The sequence below is a fragment of the Anaeromyxobacter sp. SG17 genome (assembly GCF_022690695.1).
Taxonomy (GTDB): Bacteria; Myxococcota; Myxococcia; order Myxococcales; family Anaeromyxobacteraceae; genus Anaeromyxobacter; species Anaeromyxobacter soli.
Genome location: NZ_JALCYX010000069.1, coordinates 1 through 22,069 on the forward strand (window position 1 = coordinate 1; position 22,069 = coordinate 22,069).

Below are 22,069 nucleotides of genomic sequence, written 5' to 3' on the forward strand. Positions count from 1 at the left end.
GAGCACGGCGGCGAGCATCGCGCGCCAGGCGGGATCGCGCCGCGCGGCGGCCTGCGCGAGCGGCGGGCCGTCGCCGCCGGGGCGAGGCATCACGCCCGAGGGGACCGCTCGCACCGCCCGGTCCTGTCCGCGCGCGAGCCGCGCGAGGAAGCGGAGCCAGTCGCCCGCGGCGTGGCCGCTCGCGAGCGCCTCGAGCCGCTCGGCCCGGGCGCGGAAGAGGAGCGGAGGCTCCGGCAACCGGAGCGGCGGCGGCGCGTCGCCCGGCGTGATCGGGAGCGCGGCGGGGCTCAACGCACGGTCTCCCGGCCGCGCGCGACCCTGTCGTACCAGCCCGGGTGGTGGTAGCGGGCCCAGCGGCGGGTGACCCAGCCCTGCGTCATCGCCCGCATCGACCCGCGCGTCCAGACGGCCGCGTAGATGTGGATGCCGATCCCGACGAACATGATGAACGCGAAGATCGCGTGGATCACCGACGCGATGCGGCGGCCGAGGAGCGGGATCGACGGCGCGATGTACGGGCGCCAGATGAAGATCCCCGTCACGAGCAGGCCGACCACCATCGCGACCATCGACCAGTACATCGCCTTCTGCCCGGCGTTGTACTTGCCCTCGACGCGCGCCTCCTCGCGGCCGTTCATGTACGCGAACATCCGGCGGAGCCACTGCCGGTCGGCCGGGGAGAACAGGTTCTCGCGCCAGAGCCGCGCCGCGTAGGCGAAGAACAGGATCGCGAGCGCGACCCCGATGAACGGGTGCAGGATCCGCATGAACGTCGGCGTCCCGAACCAGAGCGAGATCCAGTAGAAGAACGGGTGGAACAGCGCGAGGCCGGAGAGGAACAGCACGACGTAGGCGAGCGCCACGGCCCAGTGCGTGAGCCGCTCGCCGGTGGAGTAGCGCTGCACCGCGTCGGGCGGCCGCGTGGTCGCGAACTCGTGCTGCGTGCCCGGATGCATCTCGGTCGCCATGGCCTACTCCCCCTCGCGCGGCGGCCGAGCGTCCGGATCGACCGGCCCGACCTTCATCCAGTGGAAGAACCCGGCCACGACGACCGAGACCATCGTGAGCACCCCGAGCGTCCGGGCGAACCCGCTGCGCCAGAGCGAGACGAGGGGCGAGATGCTTGCCTCGCGCGGCATCCGGTACAGCGCCGGGTCGCCGTGGGGCATCACGTAGACGACGTGCGTGCCGCTCACGCCCGGCGGGTCGTAGACCGCCGCCTTGTCGAAGCCGCGCTCCTTCAGGTCCACGAGCCGAGCATTCGCGATGTCGATCATGTCCTGCTTCGCCCCGAAGCTGAGCGCCTGGGTCGGGCAGGTCTTGATGCAGGCCGGCTCGAGCCCGACCGCCACGCGATCCGAGCAGAGCGTGCACTTGTAGGCCTTGCCGTCCCTGACCCCGTAGCGCGGGATGTTGAAGGGACAGCCGGTCTGGCAGTAGCCGCAGCCGATGCAGTTGTCCTGCTGGAAGTCGACGATGCCGTTCGAGTACTGCACGATCGCGCCGGGCGCCGGACACGCCTTGAGGCAGCCGGGGTCCGCGCAGTGGAGGCAGCCGTCCTTCACGATGAGCCACTGCAGGCCCTTGTCGGCGATCTCCTCCTCGTAGAAGCGCATCACCGTCCACGTGCGGTCGGTGAGGTCGATGGGGTTGTCGTACGAGCCTCCCAGCTGGCCGACGTCGTCGCGGAGGTCGTTCCACTCCATGCACGCGGCCTGGCAGGCCTTGCAGCCGATGCAGCGCGAGATGTCGATGAGCTTCGCGACCTCGAGGCGCTCCCGTACGTCGGGGGCCCGGGTCTGGCTCGCTGAGCGGCGGCGGATGTCGAGCGATTCGAGCGCCATGGCCGCCTCCTCTAGGCCACGCCGAGCTTCTCGACGTTCACGAGGAACGCCTTGAACTCGGGGGTCTGGACGTTCGCGTCGCCGACGAACGGGGTGAGCGTGTTCGCGAGGTAGCCCGGCTTCGTGAGCCCCTCGAAGCCCCAGTGGATGGGGATCCCCACCGTGTGGACCGTCTTGCCCGCCACGGTGAGCGGCCGGATGCGCTTGGTGACCACCGCCTTCGCCACGATCTCGCCGCGGTTCGAGCGCACCTTGATCCGCTCGCCGTCGCGGATCCCCTTCTCCTTGGCGAGCGCCTCGCCGATCTCCACGAACTGCTCGGGCTGCAGCACGGCGGGGATGCGCGCGTGCTTCGTCCAGAAGTGGAAGTGCTCGGTGAGCCGGTAGGTCGTGGCGGCGTACGGGAAGTGCTCCGCCGTCCCGAGCGCGGCCTTGTCCTCGGCGTAGATGCGCGCGGCCGGGTTCGTGCTCGCGACCGGCTTCTCGTGCATCGGGTTCCGCGCGAGCGGGCTCTCGAACGGCTCGTAGTGCTCGGGGAACGGACCCTCCGCCATCTTGTCCGCGCCGAACAGCCGCCCCACGCCCTCGGGGTTCATGATGAACGGCGCCATCCCCGACTCGGGCGGCTGGTCCACCTTGAAGTCCGGCACGTCCGCCCCGACCCACTTCTCGCCGTTCCACTTCACGAGCGTGCGGCGCGGGTCCCAGGGCTTGCCGGTCGGATCGCAGGAGGCGGCGTTGTAGAGGACGCGCCGGTTCAGGGGCCAGGCCCAGGCCCACGCCGGGGCGAGCCCGAGCCCGCTCGGATCGGCCGTCTCGCGGCGGGCCATGTTGTTCTTGTCGGTGTAGCTGCCGGTGTAGATCCAGCAGCCCGCCGCCGTGGAGCCGTCGTCGGTGAGCTGGCCGAACGTGGTGAGCTGGTCGCCGCGCTTCACCAGGATCTTCGTCTTGTCCTTCGGGTCGGGGAGATCGGCGAGCGCCCAGCCGTTGTACTCGCGCGCCACCTCCTCGGCGGACGGCGCGGAGGCGATGGCGTACGGCCAGGTGAGCTTGACGATCGGATCCGGGAACGTCCCGCCCTCCTTCGCGTAGAGCCGGCGGATCCGGCCGAAGAGCTCGCCGACGATCTCGAGGTCCGTCTTCGCCTCGCCGGGCGGCTCCGCCCCCTTGAAGTGCCACTGCAGCCAGCGGCTCGAGTTCGTGAGCGAGCCGTCCTCCTCGGCGAAGCAGGTGGACGGCAGCCGGAACACCTCGGTCTCGATCTTGGAGGGCTCGACCGGGTTGAACTCGCCCGCGTTCCTCCAGAACGTGGAGGTCTCCGTGACGAGCGGGTCGATCACCACGAGGAACTTGAGCTTCGAGAGCCCGTCGATCACCTTGGCCTTGTTCGGCGCCGAGGCGAGCGGGTTGAAGCCCTGGCAGATGTACCCGTTCACCTTCCCCTGGTGCATGAGGTCGAACACCGCGAGGAGGTCGTAGAGCTTGTCGAGCTTCGGCAGGTACTCGTAGGCGAACTGGTTCTCCTTCGTCGCGGCCTCGCCCCACCACGCCTTCTGCAGCGAGACGAAGAACTTGGGGTAGTTCTGCCAGTAGCTCATCTGCCCCGGGCGCAGCGGCTTCAGGGTGCGCGGCGCGAGATAGGCGTCGAGGTCCTTGTCCGTCTCCTTCGGGATCGTGAGGTAGCCCGGGAGCAGGTCGGAGAGCACGCCGAGATCGGTGAGCCCCTGGATGTTGGAGTGGCCGCGCAGCGCGTTCACCCCGCCGCCCGCCATCCCCATGTTGCCGAGCAGGAGCTGGATCATCGCCATCGAGCGGATGTTCTGCGAGCCGACCGAGTGCTGGGTCCAGCCGAGCGCGTAGAGGCTCGTCATGGTCCGGTCGGCGGGCGCGGTGGACGCGATGGTCTTGCAGACCTGGAGGAACTCCTCCTGCTTCGCCCCGGTGATCGACGAGACCATCTCGGGCGTGTAGCGGGAGTAGTGCTTCTTCAGGAGCTGGTAGACGCAGCGCGGATCCTGGAGCGTCGGATCGACCTTGGCGAAGCCGTCCGGCCCGAGCTCGTAGGTCCAGCTCGCCTTGTCGTACTTGCGGCCCGCCTCGTCGTAGCCGGAGAAGAGCCCGTCGTCGAAGGTGAAGTCGGCGCGGACGATGAACGACGCGTTCGTGTACGCCTTGACGTAGTCGTGCTGGATGGCGTCGTTCGAGAGCAGGTAGTTCATGACGCCGCCCAGGAACGCGATGTCCGTCCCGGGGCGGATCTGCACGAACTGATCGGCGACGGCGGCGGTGCGCGTGAAGCGCGGGTCCACCACGATGAGCCGCGCCTTGTTGTGCGCCTTCGCCTCGGTCACCCACTTGAAGCCGCACGGGTGCGCCTCGGCGGGGTTCCCGCCCATCACGATGATGACGTTGGCGTTCTTGATGTCCGCCCAGTGGTTCGTCATCGCGCCACGGCCGAACGAGGTGGCCAGACCGGCCACGGTGGGGCCGTGTCAGACACGTGCCTGGTTGTCGAGCGCGGTCATCCCCATCGCGCGGAACACCTTGTGGGTGAGGTATCCCGACTCGTTCGAGGACGCGCTCGCGGCGAGCATCCCGACGCTGGTCCAGCGGTTCACCGGGACGCCGGCGGCGTTCTTCGCGATGAAGTTCTTGTCGCGATCGTCCTTCATGAGCCGGGCGATCCGGTCGAGCGCCCACTCCCAGGTGACGCGCTGCCACTCGCTCGAGCCGGGCGCGCGGTACTCCGGGAACTTGAGCCGGTGCGGGCTGTTCACGAAGTCGAGCAGGCTCGCGCCCTTGGGGCAGAGCGTGCCGCGGTTCACCGGGTGGTCCGGATCTCCCTCGATGTGCACCAGCCGGAGGCGCGCGTTCTTCGAGCGGTCTCCGAGCCCGTACATGAGGATGCCGCACCCGACGGAGCAGTACGGGCAGGTGTTCCGCGTCTGCGTCGTGGAGGCGAGCTTGAAGTTGCGGACGTCGGCGAGGACGCGATCCGGCGCGAAGCCGAGGGCGCCCAGGCTGGTAGCGCCGATTCCGGACGTGGTCAGCTTGAGGAACTGCCGTCGAGACAGGTTCATGGATGGTCTCCGGGATCGTCCCTGGTGCCGCCCTGGCATGCTGGCCCTGTGTGCGGCAGAAGGTCGCGGAATTTTGGGGAATCCTGCTCCGGGACCAAATTGTGCTGATCGCCCGCCGTCATGACGCATCGCGACGGCGCGCTGCGGGAGGATGGCAGCGCCTGGCGCCGTTCCGCGCGCTCGCGTGCCGACCGCCGGACGGAGCGAGAGCCACCTCCCGAGAGACGCCGTCATGCAGCCTCCACGGACCGGCCGGCATCGGCGAGGGACCCGGGCTCGCAGCTCCGGCCGGGGCGTCGTATCCTGCGCGGTCATGGTCGTCCGAATCGAAGACGTCGCGCCGGTGGTGCGCGAGGCGCAGTACGCCGTCCGAGGCCCGATCGTCGCCCGCGCGCAGGAGCTCGAGCGCCAGGGGCGCGAGATCATCTACTGCAACATCGGGAACCCCCAGGCCCTCGGCCAGCGGCCGATCTCATGGGTCCGGCAGGTGCTGGCGCTCGTGGAGTACCCGGAGCTGCTCGACCGCGCGCCCGCCGGGACCTTTCCGGCGGACGCCGTCGAGGTCGCGCGGCACGTGCTCCGCGCCTCGGAGCACGGCCTCGGGGCCTACACGGAGAGCAAGGGCCTCCGCTTCGTGCGCGACGCGATCGCCGACTTCATCCACGCCCGCGACGGGATCCAGGCGGATCCCGAGGCGATCTTCCTCACCGACGGAGCGAGCAAGGGTGTCCAGTCGGTGCTCCGGCTCCTCATCGCGGACGCCCGCGACGGCGTCCTCATCCCGACCCCGCAGTACCCGCTCTACTCGGCGACCATCACGCTCTACGGCGGCGCGGCGGTGCCGTACACGCTGGACGAGGCGGCGCAGTGGGGGCTCTCCCTCGCCGACCTGGAGCGCTCGTACGAGCAGGCGCGCGCCCGCGGGATCCGGCCCCGGGCGATCTGCGTCATCAACCCCGGCAACCCCACCGGCGCCGTGCTCGACGCGAGGAACGTGGAGGACGTGCTCCGCTTCGCGCGCGAGCGCGGGCTCGCGGTGCTCGCGGACGAGGTCTACCAGGACAACGTCTACCTGCCCGGCGACCGGTTCGTGTCGTTCGCGAGCGTGCTCGAGCGGCTCGGCCTCCGCGACGTCTCGCTCTTCAGCTTCCACTCCGTCTCGAAGGGCTACCTGGGCGAGTGCGGGCACCGGGGCGGCTACCTCGAGTGCCGCAACGTGCCCCCGGCGGTGATGGACGAGATCACGAAGCTCCAGTCGATCGCGCTGTGCGCGAACTCGGTCGGGCAGATCGTGACCTACCTGCTCGTCCGGCCGCCGCTGCCCGGCGAGCCGTCCCATGGGACCTGGACGCGAGAGCGGGGCGAGGTCCTCGAGAGCCTCCGCCGCCGTGCCGCGATCGTGGAGCGCGGCCTCGACGCGATCCCCGGCATCTCGTGCAACCGGGTGGCCGGCGCGATGTACGCGTTCCCGCGGATCACCCTGCCCGAGGGCGCGACCGACACCGAGTGGTGCCTCGCGCTCCTCGAGGAGACCGGCATCTGCGTCGTCCCCGGCTCCGGCTTCGGCCAGCAGGCCGGCACCTGGCACTTCCGCACCACCATCCTGCCGCCCGTCGAGCAGCTCGAGGCGGTGGTGGAGCGGATCGGCCGCTTCCACGTGAGCTTCTGCGAGCGTCGCCGGCGGTGAGCCAAGCCTGACGCCGGGCCCGCGCGAGCGCGGCGCCTCGCGCGCGATCACGCCGGAAGGAGCGGGCCGATCGCACCGAGCAGGTCGGCGAGCCGGGTCGGCTTTCCCAGGTGGAGGTCGAAGCCGGCCTCCCGGGCCCGCGCCCGGTCCTCGGGGCCCACGTAGCCCGTCAGGGCGACGAGCGGGACCCTGCGCAGGCCGGGATCGGCCCGCATCGCGCGCGCGACCCCGTAGCCGTCGAGGTCCCCTGGCAGCCCGATGTCGCAGATGACGAGATCCGGCGCTCTTTTCCGGGCGGCCGCGAGCCCCGCCTCGCCGTCGGACGCGAGCGTGACCTCCATCCCCTCGAGCTCGAGCGCATCGCGCAACGTCTCCGCGGCGTCCGCGTTGTCCTCGACGACGAGCACGTGCGCGACGCGCGGCGGGGCACTTGGCGCCGCCGCCTCCGCCGCCGCGAGGGGCGGATCGAGGAGCGGCAGGCGCACCGCGACCTCCGTCCCGGCGCCCCGGCCGGCGCTCGTCGCGCTCACCGTGCCGCCGTGCAGCTCGACGAGGCGCTTCACGAGGCTGAGGCCGAGGCCGAGGCCGCCGCGGGAGCGCGCGAGGCTGCGGTCCGCCTGCGAGAACGGCTCGAAGATGCGCGGGAGGACGTCCGGCTCGATCCCCTCCCCCGTGTCGCGGACCTCGAGGAGCGCGGCGCGCGCCGGCCCTTCCTCGAGCCGCACCGTGACCGCGCCGCCGCGCGGCGTGAACTTCGCCGAGTTGGCGAGCAGGTTTCCCACCACCTGCGCGAGCCGGGTCTCGTCGCCCTCCACGTGGAGCGGCGCCGGCGGCAGCTGCAGGATCAGCGCGACGCCGATGGCGTCGAACCCGGCGCGGTGGTCCTCGACGGTGTCGCGGACGACGCGCGCGAGATCGAGCCGCTTTCTGACGAGCTGGATGCTCCCGCGCGTGATCCGGGTGAGGTCGAGGAGGTCGTCGACGAGCCGCGAGAGGTGCCCGATCTGGCGATCGATGACCTCGCGCGCCCGCGCGGCGCGTGCCGGGTCGTCCGGAGCGCGCGCGAGGAGGAGGAGCGCGTTCCGGATGGGCGCGAGCGGATTCCGGAGCTCGTGGGACAGGATCCCGAAGAACTCGTCCTTGCGTCGATCGGCCTCCGCGAGCTGCTCGGCGATGGCGCGGTAGCGCGCCTCGCTCTCCTGGCGCGCGCGCTCCGCCGACTTCTCGGAGGTGAGGTCGATGACGAACGCAGCGACGCCGTCCTCCTGGATCGAGAGGCCGACGAGGATCGGCACCCGCGTGCCGTCGCCCCGCACGCACTCGCTCTCGTGTCGCGCGCCGACCTCCGGGTGCAGCCACTCCGGCGGCCGCACCGGCCCCAGCCGGAACCGCTCGGCCTCGAACTCTTCCCGCGTTCGGCCGACGATGCGCAGGTACTCGTCGTTCGCGAACTGCACGGTGGCGTCTTTGCTGATGAAGAGGATGCCGATGGGGGCGTCCTTCGCGAACCGCTGGAAGCGGCTCACCTCCGCCTCCATCGCGCTGAGCCGGAGCTGCTGAGCGAGCAGGCTCATGTCTGCTGCCATGCCTCCGAGGTCCCGCGTCTCGGCGAAAGCTGCGTCCGGCGAGCCGGCGAGGCGCGCTCGCCCAGCCGTGGCGCGCCCGTCCCTCCGTCAAGGCAGCCCTGACGCGCTCACCCCGCTCGGTGCCGGCGCCTGGCGTTCGGCGGAGCCCGCCACTGCGGGTATATGGTCGTGGTGATGAAAGGGCATCTCCTCGAGGTGGACGAGGTCGCGGCGCTGATCCGCGAGGGGGAGACGCTGCTGCTCGCCGGGGACGAGACCCCCCTCAGCCGGCTGCCCAGGGGCAGGTGGATCGGGGGGACCATCCCGTACTTCATGAGCGAGGAAGGCGGCGTGGTCGATCGCCACCGCATCTTCGTCGAGCGGCTCCCCGCGCCCTCGGAGTACGTCGCGATCCGCCGCTACGACGAGCGCGAGATCGCGCGGGTGTATTCGGACCTGCCCGCGGGCTCGATGGGCGTGATCATCGCTCCGTACGCGAGCCGCGTGCATCTCTCGTTCGCGCTGAACGCGCCCAGGTACGAGAAGTTCGCCACCGCCCCGCTGTTCGGGTGGATCTCCGGGGTCCACCTCTCCGAGATCGGCAAGACGAGGCCCAAGGTGTTCGAAGGCACCACGGCCGAGGCGCTGGAGCACCACGCCGTCGTGATGCAGGTCGCCTTCCCGCCCGGCGTGCGCGCGGAGATCGGGATCCTCAACATCTTCGAGGCGGGGACCGGGCCCACGATCACCTTCCCGGCGACCGGCTTCTCGGCGACCCTCGCGGAGATCGACGGCCGGGAGCGCAACTTCGCCGAGTACGTCGGGGAGACGCGCCTCGACACGCGCCTGCCCCTCGTCGCCGACTACCTCGGCGCGGCGATCAACGTGAGCTTCCAGTCCGTGGACCCATCCCGCGGCGAGGTCCGCTTCTACGCTCCGGTGTTCGCGGGGGTCCGTTACCACCACGCCCGACCGATCGAGGACTACGTGGACGCCTTCGTCTCGGCGCTCCCCACCGGGATCGCCGAGCGCGTCGCCCTCTCGTGCAACTGCGTCGTCAACTTCGTCAACTCGTCGCTCGAGGGCAGGACCACCGGAGACATCGTCGGCCCGATCACCTTCGGCGAGATCGCCTACCAGCTCCTGAACCAGACGATGGTCTACCTCACCGTCTCGCACGCAGGGTGAATCGTCCTCAGAACGGCGGCGACGGCACCGCCGGGCACGCCGACACGTCGCCGAGCGAGCAGGGCCAGGCGCCTCCGCAGCTGAACGCCGCGGGATCGTCCACGTAGACGAGGCACGCGGCGGGATCCCAGCACTCGCGGAAGCCGCCCGTGACCCCGGCCACGGTGCGGAAGCCCACCGCGGCGCGCCCGGCCGCCGCCGCGTCGAAGGAGGCGGTCGCGACGAGCAGGTCGCCCTGGGCGTTCCGGAACGCGTAGGTGAACGTGCCGCTCCGGTCGGCGTAGCCCTCGAAGCGGTAGCCGAACTGCGCGAGGCCGAAGCCGTCCTGGTCGAGGAGGAGCCCGATCCGCACCGGCTCCGCGGAGCGGTCGTACTCCACGCCCATCCGCCCCCGCGGCGTGCCGGCGTCGGCCATCCCGAGCGACCAGAGCGCGTCGAAGTCGAGCCCGAGCGTTCCCTTCCCGAGCGAGGCGGACGCGCCCTCGAACGAGCCGGCGAGCACGGTCGTCCAGGCGCCGCCGCCGGAGACGCGCGCGTCGAACGCGTACGCGAACGTGGGCGGCGCCTCCGGGCCCGCAGGGTACTGGCGCAGGAGCGTCACGCGGAGCTCGCGCCCCGGGTGCCGTCCGTCGGGGAAGGGCCCCCAGCCGCGGGCGTCCACCTGCCTCCAGGAGGGCGGCTCGCGCCGGACGACGTCCACGAGCCCGAGCAGGAACTCGACCGCGGAGTTCAGCCGGTCCGACTCCGGCTTGGCGCGCAGCCACGTGTCGGCCGCGCGCGTGGGGCAGGCCGCGACCTGCGCCGAGGCTCCGGCGCTCGCCGCCGCGTCCTGCGGGACCTCCACGCGCAGATCGGCGCGGCTCGGCACGGCGGCCAGGAACCGGAGGTCCTCGGTCGAGTAGTCGCCGCAGGCGCAGAGGCCCAGGCAGAGCGCGAGGACGATCAGCCTATTCACCGAGCGCATACTCCACCCCCAGCATCCCCTCGACGAACCCGAGGCTCCGGTTCTCGTCGACGTTGTAGAAGAGGTACGAGAGCCGCAGGCGCGCCACGGCGGCGAGGCGCGGAGAGGCGCGCCAGGCGGCGCCGCCCACGAGCCCCGGCGTCACGGTGAAGAACGTCTGGCTCGGCAGCTCCTCGCGCGCCGGGAAGCTGCGCCCGAGGAACGTGAGCCCGATCCGCGCGCCCGCCGAGAGCACCACCGGTCCGAGGACGAGGTCCTTCCAGAGCGAGGCGCCCCCCGCGATCTCGGCGAACTTCACCGGGATGGGCTCGACGCCCGGCATCCGCAGCGTGCCGGCGCCGCCACCCAGCGCGGCGTCGATCCCCCAGGCGAGCCCGCGCCCGAGATCGTCGCGGACCGCGAGCTCGAGCCCGCCGAGCGCCGCGGGCGGGAAGAGCCCGTCGCGCGCGGCGCGGTCGAAGAAGCGCTGCGCGCCGAGCCCGGCCAGGAGGGCCCAGCGCGTGCCCGAGAAGCCCTTCTGCGGGTCGCGATCGAGCCGGACCCGGTCCATGCGCGCGTCGTCCACGACGGCCGGCGCGGCGCCGGTCACGGCCACCGGCGCGACGAGGAGCGCCGAGTCGTCGGCAAGCCGCTTCTTCACGGTGTACCGGCCCGCCGGGAGCGCGACGCGCCGCTCCACCCCTGCCCCCTTCGCCACCTCGGCGACGGCGCGGCCTGCGCCGTCGAGCACGACGTAGAGCCCCTCCGCGGCCGCGGGCAGGAGGAGCCCTCCTGCGACCGGGGCGAGGTCCGTGAGGACGAGATCGCCGGAGCCGCCGAGGTCGTAGAGGAACACCGGGTGCTGGACGCCCCCCGCGCTCGAGGCGGTGGAGCCGACGGTGCGCGCGTACGCGTAGGCGTAGGCCTCGGCGAGCGTGACGCGCCCGTCGCCGGAGGCGTCCGCCGCGCCGAGGAGGCCCGACGCCAGGTGATGGGTGAACCAGCTCGCCCCGATGGTGTCCGACTCCTGCGAGTCCTCGTCCCCGGCGGACGAGGCGATGAGCACGAGCCCGCGGGGCCCCTCCTCCGCCGCCGAGACGTCGAAGGCCGGCGCGGGGCGGACGCCCTTCGCCCGGGCGATGGCCCCCGAGCGGCAGGAGTCCACGAGGCCCACGCGGACGTCGGCGGGCGCGGCCTCGAGCGCGGCGCGGAGGTCGCCGAACGGCACGCGGCCGCTCCCGAGCCGGAGCGCCCCGTCCTTCGCGTGCCCGGAGTAGTAGACGAGCAGCACGGTGCGCTCGCCGCGCGCGCGCGCCGCGCCGGCGCGGTCCGAAAGCTCTCCGAGCGCGCGCATGAGCTCGCCGGCGCTGCCGGAGAGGATGAGCCGCGCGTCCTCCGGCCTGACCCCGCCGACGCGCGTGAGGATCCCGTGGATGCGGCGCGCGTCGCGCTCGGCGTAGCGCAGCTTCGCGGTCCCGGGCCCGCCGTCGGGCGCGCCCGCGACGAGCGCGAAGCGGTGCGGCTCCGCCGCGCCGGCTCCGGCGGCGAGCGCGAGGAGCGCGGCGGCGGCGAGCGCCCGGGTCACGGCCGCCCTCGCACGAGCGGCCGGACGATCACCGCGGGCCCCGCCCCGGCGGCGCCCTCCGCCCCGCGCCGCTCGAGCCGGGCCCGCAGCGCGCCCACGTCCACGGGGCGGTCGTCGAGCACCGCCACGAGCGCCCCCTCCCCCGCGCCCGTCCACGCGAACGCGTCCCCCACCGCCCCCGCCGTGGCCGGCCCGGCGAAGAGGACCGCCACGCCGTCCCCGTCCACGAGCGCCACCGCGGCGTGCGCGTGACGCGACGCGGGGAGCCCGACGCGCAGCGACGCGCCCGCCGGCACCGGCTCGGCCTCCCCGAGCGTCCGCACGCGGCCGCCCTCGCTCGCCCACAGGGTGAGCTCGAGGGCGCCCTTGGCGCGCCAGTCCTGCGTGTCCGGCCCGGGCGCGAGCCGCTGGAGGAGCGGCACCGCCGCCACGGCGACGAGGAGGGCCGCGAGCGCCAGCCCTGCGCGGAGGAGGCGGCGGCGCGGGGCCGCGGCCGGCGCGTCCGCGCGGGCGAGCCCCTCCGCGACGCCCGCGGCGAACCGCTCGAACGGGAGCGACGCGTGGAGCGCCTCGCGCTCGCGCGCGAGCTCGCGCGCCGAGGCCTGGCACCGCGCGCAGCCGGCGAGGTGCCCCTCGGTGCGGGAGCGCTCGTCGCCCGTCAGCTCGCCCGCCTCGAGCCGGCGGATCCGGGAGATCGAGCACGCGACGCCGGGGCCGCCCAGCTCGGTCTTCATGGCAGCTCCTCCGGATCCGGCAGGGTCAGGTCGGGGAACGCCTCGCGGAGCGCGCCGCGCGCGGCGCCCAGGAACTCGCGCAGCCGCTTGCGGACGGTCGGGAGGCTGCGGCCGGTCGCCGCCGCGATCTCGGCCTGCGTCAGCTCGTCGACGAAGTAGAGCACGGCGACCTCCTGCGCCTCCACCGGCGCCGCGCCGAGGAGCGCGCGCACGAGCTCGCGGGAGTCCGGCGCGATGCCCTCGCTCACCCGCTCCCGGGCGAGCCGCGTAAGCTCGTCCCGCCACGCCGCCCGCGAGGCGCGCAGGACGTTGAGACAGTGGTGCGTCGCGGCGGTGAGGAGATAGGCGCTCGGCGAGGCGGCGGCGCGCAGCTCGGGGAGCGCGCGCAGCGCGCGGACGAAGACCTCCTGCGCCGCGTCGCGCGCCCCCTCCTCGTCGCGCAGCAGGTAGCGGCAGCGCGCGAGCACGCCCGCGGCGTGCCGGCGGTAGAGCTCCTCGACGAGCCCCGCCGCCGGCGTGGCCGCGGGGAGCGGGCCGGCGGGGCCGGCCCTCCCTCCCGCGATGACCTCGAGCCGCGCCATCCGCCCCGCTCAGGGGAGGCCGAGCGTCGAGTACTGCGGCTCGCCCTGGAAGGCGCTCGCGCAGGCCGACACGTCGCCGAAGGCCGGATCGGTGTCGTAGGTGAGCGCGAAGGCGCCCGCCTTGCCCGCCCAGCACTCGCTCGCGCCGTAGTCGAACGTCCAGCTCCCGTTCACGTCCTCGGCGAAGACCCGCGCGTCGCCGCGGCCCGCGCCGGTCCCGTCCCAGCGCGCGTGGAGCGAGAGGTTCACCGGGTTCGCCGCCGGGTCCTGGCCGCGGAACGCCACCTGGAGGTCCCCGCCGGCGCCCGTCGCGACGAACGCGTACGCGGCGTCGAGCGGGTTCCCGTTCTGCTCGTCGCGCCCGCCGGCGAGCTGCGCGTCGACGCGGGCCTCGGCGGTGGTGTCGTACTGGATCGTCAGCGTCCCGTAGCGCTGCTCGGACTCCGGGAGCTGGCGCGCGTTGTCGAAGGAGACGGTGAGCTGCCCCTTGCCGCGGCCGGGGCCGGCGGGCTCGGCGACGCCGCTCACGATGGAGAGGAACGGGCCGGGCACGAGGAGGTTCATGGCCGAGAGCTCGTAGGTGAACTTGCCCTCCTCGACCTTCGTGACGACGAGCTGCCAGCGCTTCACCTTGAGCCCGACCTTGCTCTCCTCGTCCCAGGGGCCCCAGGTGCACGTGTCGCCGCTGCAGGCGGTCGGCGGGAGGAGCGTGACGAGGCGGAGCGTCGCGAGCGTCCACCACGCGCCGCCGTTCACGGTCCAGGCGGTGACGTAGGACCAGCGCGCGTAGTCCGAGGTCGTCAGGGCGGGGAAGCGGGCGTCGAAGGTCGCCTCGGCGGTCGCGGTGAGCGCGGCCGGGGAGGACGGGGAGGAAGCGTCCGCGCTGTCCTTCGGGGTGTCGATGCGGATGGCGCTCGACTCGGGGACGGCGCTCCGCGCCTCGTCAGGGGTGATGTCCTGCTTCCCGCACGCTGACGCGAGCACGGCGAGGGACAGCGCGGCGATCGTCTTTCTCATCTCGGAGACCTCGGTGGTCGGCCGGATCATTCCGGCGCGGTCTACGGAGAGAGACACGCTCCCCCGCGCGGAATGGAAAGTGCCACCCGCGCCGGGTCGTCAGGAAGGTGGGAGGGGGTGCGCGGGCGGCGGCGCCCCGCGGTCGCGGGACGCCGCCCTCGCGAGCCTCACGCCGCGACGGGAGGGTTGAGGCAGAGCGCCGAGTTGAGCGCCACCACCGCGCGCTTGTAGTCGTCGCGGTTGATGACGAACTGGATGCTCGTCTGGCGCAGCGACTGGGAGACGGCGTTCACGTTGATGCCGTTCTCGGCGAGCGCCGCGGTGGCGCGGGCGAGGACCCCGGGGAACGCGATGTTCGTGCCGATCACGCAGACGATCGCGGAGGGCACGGCGGTCACGACCTCGTAGGCGTTCTCGAGCTCCTCGACGAAGCCCGCGCTCACCGACTTCTCCCAGACGACGTGCGTGATCGAGTTCGCGTTGGTCGCCTTGAGGATGTACGAGACGCCGTGCTTGCGGAACAGCTCCATCACCCCGTAGTCGAAGCCGACCGTCCCGACCATCGAGGGATCGTGGATCTCGACCGCGGTCACCTTCGGCGAGCCGGCGATGATCTCGATGCGCGCCTGCTTGCCGGTGTACTGCTTCGTGATGAGCGTGCCCGGGTGGTCGGGCTCGAAGGTGTTCTTGAGCCGGATGGCGATGCCGGCGAGCTCCATGGGCTTCGCCGCCTTCGGGTGGATCGCCTCCATGCCCACGTCGGCGAGCTGATCGGCGACGTCGTAGTTCGTCATCCCGACCACCACCGCGTTCTCCGCCCCCACGAGCTGGGGATCCGCCGAGGAGAGGTGGAACTCCTTGTGGATGACCGCCTCGTTCGCCTTGATCTCGACGGCGACCTTGCTGAAGGTGACCTCGGAGTAGCCGCGGTCGAACTCCCGCATGATCCCCTCGACGCCCTTCGTGTAGCCGGTGACGACCACCACCTGGTTCGCGAGGTCGACGCCCTTGAACGAGGCGTGGATGCGCTCGTCGATGGTGAACGGCTCGTCGTCGTCGAAGCCGGTGAGGTCCATGAGGGAGGCCGCGACGCCCTTCGCCTTCAGGATCTCGACGCTGTTGAAGGCGCTGTGCGCCTCGCCGATGGCGGCGAGCATCTCGCGCGCGGCGAGCAGCACGTTGTCGCGCCGCAGGTACCCGCTCGCGAGGACGTGGCGCATCGAGTCGAGGTAGGCGCGCAGCTCGCGCATCCGCCGCTCGATGAAGCCGTCGGCGCGGGCGAGATCGAGACCGATCGGGGCGAGGCCCGCGTTGATCTCCTTGAGCTTGGCGGTGAGCCCCTCGAGCGCGCTCGCGTAGTCCGCGCCGTTCGCGAACCGCGCGTAGACGCCGGGCTCGCCGGTCTTCTTGTGCTCGAGGAGCTGGTTCGTCACGCCGGCGTAGGCGGACACGACGTAGACGCGGCCGTGCACGCGCTTCGGGTCGCGCAGCATGATGTTGCGGAGGACGTCCTCGAACGCCGACATCGAGGTGCCACCGATCTTCTCGACGCTGATCATCGAACGGATCCCGCGGGGCTGGATGGTGTGGAGTTCCGGGCGAAAGCCGGGATGATACCAACTGTGGCCGGGATCGCGACCCCCCTGGGGCGCGAGCGGGCGACCGGCGGGGTCCGGGAGCCCGCCGCGAGCGGTCCCGCCACGGCTGAACGGCCGATCATGCTTCGCGAACAGGCGAGCGAAGCGAGCCCGCCGGGGCGACGCCGCGGAAGCGGCGAAGCCGCTCGCGGCGGCGCACGGGACCCGGCGAGCAGGGGTGGGGTCCCCGACGACGGCGGTCAGCCGTCGGCGGGGCGGGGGCGCAGCCCCCGTTCAGCTCTCGTTCAGATCATCGAGCCACTGCGGCCAGTGGTTCGCCGGCGAGGCCATCGCCGGGGGGTCGATGCGGGCGAGATCCGTGCGGATCCGCTTGAGCCGCTGCGCGACCGGCTCCTCGGCGCCCCACCACTGCAGGAACACGTCGATCGCGTCGAGGAACAGGCCCGCGCTCGAGCTCACGAACGCGGGCCGCTGCCCCTGCTCCAGGTCGACGAGCAGCACGCGGCCGCTCACCCGCTCGAGGACGAAGACCGCGGCGGGCGGCTCGTCGCCCCAGGACATCGGGTCGCGCATGGAGCCGATCACCCAGCCCGTCACGCCCGCCGTCTCCGCGCCGCCGCTCGCGAACTGCTCGAGCGTGCGGAGCCTCCCGTCGGCGAGCTCGGAGGAGAAGAACGTCGGCCCGGTCCACCCGGGGATGCGGACCTCGCGCGGCACGCCGCGCAGCGCGAGCGTGCGCGCGGCGTTGCCGAGGTCCGGAAGCTTCTCGCGGAGGCGATGGCGCTCGGTGACGACCACGGCGCGCATCATGCCATGGACGCGGGACAGCGCCGAGCCGCCGCCCGGACCACCTCGGACCACACGTCTCCCGGGTCCGGGCGCCTGGCCGGGGAAGCCGGCCTCAGCGCGAGGCGGGCGAGCCCGTCGCGAGCCGCACCGCCTTGCGCAGCCCCGCCAGGCGGAGCCGCTCGAGGGCCTCCGCCGGCGTGAGCCAGACGTGCTCGGCGTGCTCGTCGGAGATGCGGACCTCGAAGCCGGCCGGGAGCCGGGCGGCGAAGGCGGTCTCCTCCGCGAGCCGCAGCGCGCCGCCGGGGAGCCGTGCCAGGACGGGATCGACGCCGAACGCGTGCCGGTAGCCGAGCGGCTCGACCGGCACGTCCGCGCCGGTCTCCTCTCGCAGCTCGCGCCGCGCCGCCTCCGCCTCGCTCTCGCCCACCTCGATGCGCCCGGTCACCGGCTGCCAGAAGCCGCCGCGCGCCTCGCTGCGGCGCAGGAGCAGCACGCGCCCGTCGGCGCCGACCGGCACCACCGAGACCGTGCGCAGGTCCGGGGACGCGTCCTCGCGCGCGCGCCCCAGGGCCTCCGCCGCGTGGGCGGCGAGCCGCTCCTCCACCTCCGGCAGCTCCGGCGCCGCCCTGCCCCGCTCGCGCAGCTCGGCCTCGAGGCTCGTGACCCCGAGGCGCGGATCGGCGATGCCGCACGGCACGATCACCTGGAAGTGGGTGAGGTCGGTGCGGACGTTGAACGCGAAGCCGTGCGAGGTCACCCAGCGCGACAGGTGGACGCCGACCGCGCCGATCTTCTTGCGGCCGACCCAGGCGCCCCGGTGCTCCTCGTGCCGGCCCGCCTCGACCCCGTAGTCCGCGCAGGTGCGGATCATCGCCTCCTCGAGCGCGGCGACGTAGCGGCGCACGTCGGGGCGGTCGGCGAGGTCGACGACGGGGTAGCCGACGATCTGGCCGGGCCCGTGGTAGGTGACGTCGCCCCCGCGGTCGGTGTCGTGCAGCTCGAAGCCCTGCTTCTCGAGCCAGGCCGGGGCGGCGACGATGTTCGCCCGGTCCGCGCCGCGCCCGAGCGTCACGACCGGCGGGTGCTCGAGCAGGAAGAGGTGATCGACCCCGGGCGGCGTCGCAGCCCGCACCGCCTCGCCCGCGAGGCGCATGAGCGCGAGGCCGTCTTCGTACTCGACGCGGCCGAGCCTGTGGACGAGGAGCGTGCGCACGTTCGCGGCGCCCGTCACGCCCGCGCGGGCTCGGCGGCCTCGCCCTTCTTCTTGCGCTCGGGCGGCTTCAACATGTGGATGGGCTCGCCGAGCGCGGTCTTGCACGCCTCCATGAACGCCTCGGGGAGGGTCGGGTGCGCGTGGATGGTGAGCGCGACGTCCTCGAGGTACGCGCCCATCTCGAGCGCCAGCGTGGCCTCGGCGATGAGATCCGCCGCCTCCGGCCCGACCGCCGTCACGCCCAGGAGGAGCTTCGAGGCGCGGTCGGCGACCACCTTCACGAACCCGTCCGTGTGGTCGATCGCGATCGCGCGGCCGAGCGCGCCGAACGAGAACTTCCCGGTGATGGGGTCGTACCCCTGCGCGCGAGCCTCCTCCTCGGAGAGCCCGACGGTGCCGATCTCCGGATCCGTGAAGATGCCGCCCGGCATCGCGACCCAGTCGCGCGCCGACTTCATCCCGGCGATCACCTCCGCCGCGATCTCGCCCTCCTTCGACGCCTTGTGCGCGAGGAACGGCCCACCCGTCACGTCGCCGATCGCGAAGACCGAAGGCACGCTCGTCCTGTACTGCGCGTCGACCTCGATCCCCTTCGGCCCGACCTTCACGCCGATCTTGTCGAGCCCCAGCCCCTCGGGGCTCGGCCGGAACCCGACGGCGACGAGGATCTTGTCGCACTCGATCGTGGTCTCCTTCCCCTCCACCTCGACCTTGACCGCGAGCGCGGCGCCCTTGCGCTCGAACCCCTTCGCCTTCGCGTTCACGTGCACGGTGACGCCGCGCTGGCGCAGGTTCTTCTGCACGAACCGCACGGCCTCCGGGTCGATGCCGGTGAGGATGTTCGGCAGCGCCTCGAGGAACGTGACCTGCGAGCCCAGCTTCGCGTAGACGGTGCCGAGCTCCATCCCGATGATGCCGCCGCCGATGCAGACGAGACGCTTCGGGACCTCCGGGAGATCGACGGCCTCCTTCGCGCTCCACACGTCCTTGCCGTCGAACTTGAAGCCCGGGATCTCGACCGGGCGGCCTCCCGTCGCCACGATGAAGGCCTGCGCCTCGACGCGCGTCCGCTCGCCGTTCTGCTCGACGTCGATGGCCGTGGGCGAGACGAAGGTCGCCGTCCCCTTCACCACCTCGACGCCGTTGCCCTTCTCGAGCAGGCCGACGCCGCTCGTGAGCTTCTTGACCACGCCGTTCTTGAACTCGCGCAGCTTCGCGACGTCCACCTTCGGCTCGCCGGCCACGATGCCGCGCTCGGCCGCGTGCTTGATCTCGTCCACGAGGTTCGCCGCGGCGATGAGCGCCTTCGACGGGATGCAGCCCCAGTTCAGGCACACGCCGCCGAGCGTCTCCTTCTCGACGAGCGCCACCTTCTTCCCGAGCTGCGCGAGCCGGATGGCGGCGGGGTATCCGCCCACGCCGGCGCCGATCACGACGGCGTCGAAGGTCTTGGTGGCCATGGAGCGATCTCCTGGGTGGAGTCCTTGGGTGAAGATGTAACCGCGCGACCTCGCGCGCGCGGGGACTCTATCGGCGGGCCGCCGACGGTCAACACGAAAGCGGCTCCCCCGAGAGGGATGGCCTGCCCGCTCAGCGGGCGCGCTGCCGCTTGCGCCGCCGCGCCTCCTCCTTCTCCGAGAGGATCCGGTGCGTCTCGGGCGCGACGCCGGAGAGCCGCTGCACGACGGCGGCCGCGGCGGCGAGGCCGAACGCGCCAGTGACGAACGCCGCGCTGCCGTACACCTTCGGGCCGCGGCGGCGCTCCTCCGACCCGCGCGGGCGCGCGCCGGGGACACCGCCGTCGTCGCCCGGGAGCGCGAGCGTCTCGCGCGGCGTCTCGACCGACCAGACGGCGAGGACGCCGGTGGGCTCGGCCGCGGAGATCCCGTGCCGCCGGCGCAGGTACTTGCGGACGTCCTTGCCGAGCTGATCGGTGTGCGACTCGCAGAGGTCGGTCACCTGGATGGCGGTGGGATCGAGCCGCCGCGCGGCGCCGAGGGAGGTGACGATGGGGACGCCGAGCGCGAGGCAGCGCTGGATGACGTGGAGCTTCGCGACCACGGTGTCCATCGCGTCCACGACGAACGACACGCCCGCCGGGACGATGCGCTCCGCGCTCGCCTCCGAGTAGAACTCGGCGATCGCGTCCACCCGCACGGCCGGGCTCACCCGCGCGAGGCGGGCCGCCATCTCCTCGACCTTCAGCGCGCCGAACGCGCCCTCGAGCGCGTGGAGCTGGCGGTTCGCGTTCGTCTCGTCCACGCGCTCGCCGTCCACGAGCGTGACCCGCCCGACCCCGGCGCGCACCAGCGCCTCCGCCGCGAAGCTCCCCACCCCGCCAATGCCGAGCACGACCACGTGCGCCTTGCCGAGCCGCTCCATGGCGTCCGCGCCGAGGAGGCGCGCGGTGCGGTCGTGGCGCGGCGAGGCGGGAGCCGGAGCGACCGGGGGATCGGCGGGGCGCGCCGTCTGCGCCCCCCCGACAAGATGCCGACGCGTGTCCATGCGCGCGCTCTTCTACCGCCCCTGGGGCCCGAGCCGGAAGAGCGCCCGCGCGTTCGCGGTGGTGAGCGCGTCCACCTCCTCGACCGAGCGCCCGGTGGCGCGCGCCACGGCCGAGGCGATCTCGGGGAGGAACGCGGGCTCGTTCCGGCCCCGGTGCGGGCGCGGCGTCTGGTCCGGCGCGTCGGTCTCGAGGAGCAGCCGGTCCGGCGGGACCGCCTGGACGGCGGCGATGGGGCGCCGCGCGCGCTCGTAGGTCACCGGGCCGGCGAACGAGATGTGGAGGCCGAAGCGCAGGTAGCCCTTCACCTGGTCGGCGCTGCCCGAGAAGCTGTGGAGCACGCCGCCCGCGGGGAGCGGCGCCTCCTCGAGGAGCGCGATGAGCGGCTCGTGGAGCTTCAGGCAGTGGAGCACGACCGGGAGCCGGTGCCGCCGGGCGAGGGCGAGGTGCGCGCGGAGCACCCGCACCTGTCGCTCGAGCGGGGCGCCGGCGGCGACGCTCGGCCCGTCGAGCCCGCACTCCCCCACCGCCACCGCGCCGCCCTCGGCGAGCGCGGCCTCGAGCGCCGCCAGGTGCCGCGCGTCGTCCCGCGGGTCGAGCTCGGGGAGGAGCTGCGGGTGGAGGCCGAGCCCGAAGTGCACGCCCGGGTTGGCGCGCGCCCAGCCGGCGAGGCCCGCCCAGCCGTCGGGCCCGATCGCCGGGACGACGACCTCCGAGACGCCCGCCGCCCGCGCGCGCTCGAGGACCCGGTCGCGATCGGGCGCGAACTCGAGCTTGTCGAGGTGACAGTGGGTGTCGATCAGCGCGGGCCTACGCCATGTGCATGAAGAGCAGGTTCGGATCCTCGAGCGTCCGGATGATCTCGTAGCAGAAGGCCGCCGCCTCGTGGCCGTCGATGACGCGGTGGTCGCTCGTGATGGACAGGTGCATCACGTCCCGGACCACGACCTGCCCGTCCCGCACCACGGGGGTGGGCCGGATGCGGTGCACGCCGAGGATGCCCACCTCGGGGTAGTTGAGGACCGGCGTCGCGAACATCCCGCCCAGCGCGCCGAGGCTCGTGATGGTGAAGGTCGAGCGGCCCATGTCCTCCGGCCGCGCCCGCCCGGCCTTCGCGTCCTGCGCGAGCCGCTCGATCTCCCGCGCGAGCTCGACGAGCGAGCGCCGGTCCGCGCCGCGCACCACCGGCACGACGAGCCCCGCGTCCGTCGCGGAGGCGATGCCGATGTCGTGGCGGCGGTGCAGCACGAGCTCGCCGCGCTCGTCGTCCATCGTGGCGTTGAGCTTCGGGAACTTCCTCAGCGCGGCGACGACCGCCTTCACGATGAACGGGAGGAACGTCACCTTCACGCCCTCCTCCTTCGCGGCGGCGGCGATCCGGTCCTTCACCCGCGCGAGCTCCGTCACGTCGCACTGCTCGACGAAGGTGAAGTGCGCGGCGGTCCGCTTGGAGCGGGCCATGTTCTCGGCGATCCGCTTGCGGACCCCGCGGAGCGGCACGCGCTCCTCGGCGCCGCCGCCCTCGGGGCGCAGCGGGATGGGCGCCGCCGGCCGCGCGGGCATGACCTCGGCCGAGGGCGCGGCCCCGCGCTCCGGGCGGCCGTGCCCGTTCGTGGCGTTCCGGAACGCGGCGAGGTCCTCCTTCGTGACGCGCCCGCCCGGCCCGGAGCCGGCCACGGCGTTGATGTCGATCTCGAGCGCGCGCGCGAGCGCCCGCGCCGCCGGCGTCGCCAGCGCCTTCT

General features: G+C 73.1%; 19 protein-coding genes. 2 read left to right on the top strand and 17 right to left on the bottom strand.

Going from position 1 to position 22,069, the window contains the following annotated elements; genetic code table 11:
• The 4 genes from fdhE to fdnG all read right to left on the bottom strand — a co-directional run.
• The coding region (gene fdhE, locus MNY60_RS19115; RefSeq protein ID WP_242341066.1) for a formate dehydrogenase accessory protein FdhE at positions 1-291 on the bottom strand (291 nt) is incomplete at its 3' end.
• Positions 288-968, bottom strand: coding sequence for a formate dehydrogenase subunit gamma (locus MNY60_RS19120; RefSeq protein WP_242341065.1), 681 nt, complete (start codon positions 966-968; stop codon positions 288-290). The genes MNY60_RS19120 and fdhE, both read right to left, overlap by 4 nt.
• A 3-nt stretch (positions 969-971) precedes the next feature.
• Positions 972-1,844, bottom strand: coding sequence for a formate dehydrogenase subunit beta (fdxH, locus tag MNY60_RS19125; protein WP_242341064.1), 873 nt, complete (start codon positions 1,842-1,844; stop codon positions 972-974).
• Between the two features lie 11 nt (positions 1,845-1,855).
• Entirely contained in the window at positions 1,856-4,924 is a 3,069-nt protein-coding gene (gene fdnG / locus MNY60_RS19130; RefSeq protein WP_242341063.1) for a formate dehydrogenase-N subunit alpha, read from the bottom strand.
• A 313-nt stretch (positions 4,925-5,237) separates the two neighbouring features.
• Between fdnG and MNY60_RS19135 the strand changes: the two genes are divergently transcribed.
• Positions 5,238-6,611, top strand: a complete 1,374-nt coding sequence (locus MNY60_RS19135) for an aminotransferase class I/II-fold pyridoxal phosphate-dependent enzyme (protein WP_242341062.1) — start codon at positions 5,238-5,240, stop codon at positions 6,609-6,611.
• 47 nt (positions 6,612-6,658) lie between these two features.
• Here the strand turns inward: MNY60_RS19135 and MNY60_RS19140 are convergent, their stop codons facing one another.
• Positions 6,659-8,185 (bottom strand): ATP-binding protein, encoded by a 1,527-nt coding sequence (locus MNY60_RS19140; RefSeq protein WP_242361463.1) that lies wholly within the window; start codon positions 8,183-8,185, stop codon positions 6,659-6,661.
• A 186-nt stretch (positions 8,186-8,371) separates the two neighbouring features.
• Here MNY60_RS19140 and MNY60_RS19145 point away from each other — a divergent pair, with 186 nt between their 5' ends.
• A complete protein-coding gene (locus tag MNY60_RS19145) occupies positions 8,372-9,364 on the top strand; it encodes a hypothetical protein (RefSeq protein ID WP_242341060.1) in 993 nt (330 codons plus the stop codon).
• Between the two features lie 7 nt (positions 9,365-9,371).
• Here MNY60_RS19145 and MNY60_RS19150 read toward each other — a convergent pair whose 3' ends face one another.
• From MNY60_RS19150 to MNY60_RS19205, 12 genes are all read right to left on the bottom strand, one after another.
• Positions 9,372-10,319, bottom strand: coding sequence for a hypothetical protein (locus MNY60_RS19150; RefSeq protein WP_242341059.1), 948 nt, complete (start codon positions 10,317-10,319; stop codon positions 9,372-9,374).
• The gene (locus MNY60_RS19155; RefSeq protein WP_242341058.1) at positions 10,312-11,892 is read right to left on the bottom strand and encodes a caspase family protein; all 1,581 of its coding nucleotides are present in this window, start codon (positions 11,890-11,892) and stop codon (positions 10,312-10,314) included. Before MNY60_RS19155 ends, MNY60_RS19150 begins: the two co-directional genes overlap by 8 nt.
• Positions 11,889-12,626: a hypothetical protein gene (locus MNY60_RS19160; protein ID WP_242361467.1), complete on the bottom strand. Its 738-nt coding sequence runs from the start codon at positions 12,624-12,626 to the stop codon at positions 11,889-11,891. The genes MNY60_RS19155 and MNY60_RS19160 overlap by 4 nt, the downstream gene beginning before the upstream one ends.
• Positions 12,623-13,207, bottom strand: coding sequence for an RNA polymerase sigma factor (locus MNY60_RS19165; RefSeq protein ID WP_242341190.1), 585 nt, complete (start codon positions 13,205-13,207; stop codon positions 12,623-12,625). Before MNY60_RS19165 ends, MNY60_RS19160 begins: the two co-directional genes overlap by 4 nt.
• 9 nt (positions 13,208-13,216) lie before the next feature.
• The gene (locus MNY60_RS19170; protein WP_242341189.1) at positions 13,217-14,224 is read right to left on the bottom strand and encodes a hypothetical protein; all 1,008 of its coding nucleotides are present in this window, start codon (positions 14,222-14,224) and stop codon (positions 13,217-13,219) included.
• Positions 14,225-14,391: 167 nt separating this feature from the next.
• Complete coding sequence (locus MNY60_RS19175) at positions 14,392-15,783, bottom strand: aspartate kinase (RefSeq protein WP_242341188.1); 1,392 nt, start codon at positions 15,781-15,783, stop codon at positions 14,392-14,394.
• A 312-nt stretch (positions 15,784-16,095) separates the two neighbouring features.
• Positions 16,096-16,620 carry an SUKH-4 family immunity protein gene (locus tag MNY60_RS19180; protein WP_242355018.1) on the bottom strand — a complete coding sequence of 175 codons (525 nt, stop codon included), beginning with the start codon at positions 16,618-16,620 and terminating at the stop codon, positions 16,096-16,098.
• Positions 16,621-16,723: 103 nt separating this feature from the next.
• Positions 16,724-17,824, bottom strand: coding sequence for a lipoyl(octanoyl) transferase LipB (gene lipB / locus MNY60_RS19185; RefSeq protein WP_242341192.1), 1,101 nt, complete (start codon positions 17,822-17,824; stop codon positions 16,724-16,726).
• A gap of 14 nt (positions 17,825-17,838) precedes the next feature.
• Positions 17,839-19,284 (bottom strand): dihydrolipoyl dehydrogenase, encoded by a 1,446-nt coding sequence (lpdA, locus tag MNY60_RS19190; RefSeq protein WP_242341186.1) that lies wholly within the window; start codon positions 19,282-19,284, stop codon positions 17,839-17,841.
• Between the two features lie 130 nt (positions 19,285-19,414).
• Entirely contained in the window at positions 19,415-20,329 is a 915-nt protein-coding gene (locus tag MNY60_RS19195) for a ThiF family adenylyltransferase (RefSeq protein WP_242361469.1), read from the bottom strand.
• Positions 20,330-20,341: 12 nt separating this feature from the next.
• The gene (locus MNY60_RS19200) at positions 20,342-21,130 is read right to left on the bottom strand and encodes a TatD family hydrolase (protein WP_242361472.1); all 789 of its coding nucleotides are present in this window, start codon (positions 21,128-21,130) and stop codon (positions 20,342-20,344) included.
• 7 nt (positions 21,131-21,137) lie between these two features.
• Positions 21,138-22,069, bottom strand: a 932-nt coding sequence (locus MNY60_RS19205; RefSeq protein WP_242361471.1) for a dihydrolipoamide acetyltransferase family protein, incomplete at its 5' end; no start/stop codon positions are given.

Coding starts and splice junctions, on each gene's coding strand:
- MNY60_RS19120 (WP_242341065.1), bottom strand. CDS start 968: ATGGCGACCGAGATGCATCCGGGCACGCAGCACGAGTTCGCGACCACG.
- fdxH (WP_242341064.1), bottom strand. CDS start 1,844: ATGGCGCTCGAATCGCTCGACATCCGCCGCCGCTCAGCGAGCCAGACC.
- MNY60_RS19135 (WP_242341062.1), top strand. CDS start 5,238: ATGGTCGTCCGAATCGAAGACGTCGCGCCGGTGGTGCGCGAGGCGCAG.
- MNY60_RS19140 (WP_242361463.1), bottom strand. CDS start 8,185: ATGAGCCTGCTCGCTCAGCAGCTCCGGCTCAGCGCGATGGAGGCGGAG.
- MNY60_RS19145 (WP_242341060.1), top strand. CDS start 8,372: ATGAAAGGGCATCTCCTCGAGGTGGACGAGGTCGCGGCGCTGATCCGC.
- MNY60_RS19160 (WP_242361467.1), bottom strand. CDS start 12,626: ATGAAGACCGAGCTGGGCGGCCCCGGCGTCGCGTGCTCGATCTCCCGG.
- MNY60_RS19165 (WP_242341190.1), bottom strand. CDS start 13,207: ATGGCGCGGCTCGAGGTCATCGCGGGAGGGAGGGCCGGCCCCGCCGGC.
- MNY60_RS19170 (WP_242341189.1), bottom strand. CDS start 14,224: ATGAGAAAGACGATCGCCGCGCTGTCCCTCGCCGTGCTCGCGTCAGCG.
- MNY60_RS19175 (WP_242341188.1), bottom strand. CDS start 15,783: ATGATCAGCGTCGAGAAGATCGGTGGCACCTCGATGTCGGCGTTCGAG.
- lpdA (WP_242341186.1), bottom strand. CDS start 19,284: ATGGCCACCAAGACCTTCGACGCCGTCGTGATCGGCGCCGGCGTGGGC.
- MNY60_RS19195 (WP_242361469.1), bottom strand. CDS start 20,329: ATGGACACGCGTCGGCATCTTGTCGGGGGGGCGCAGACGGCGCGCCCC.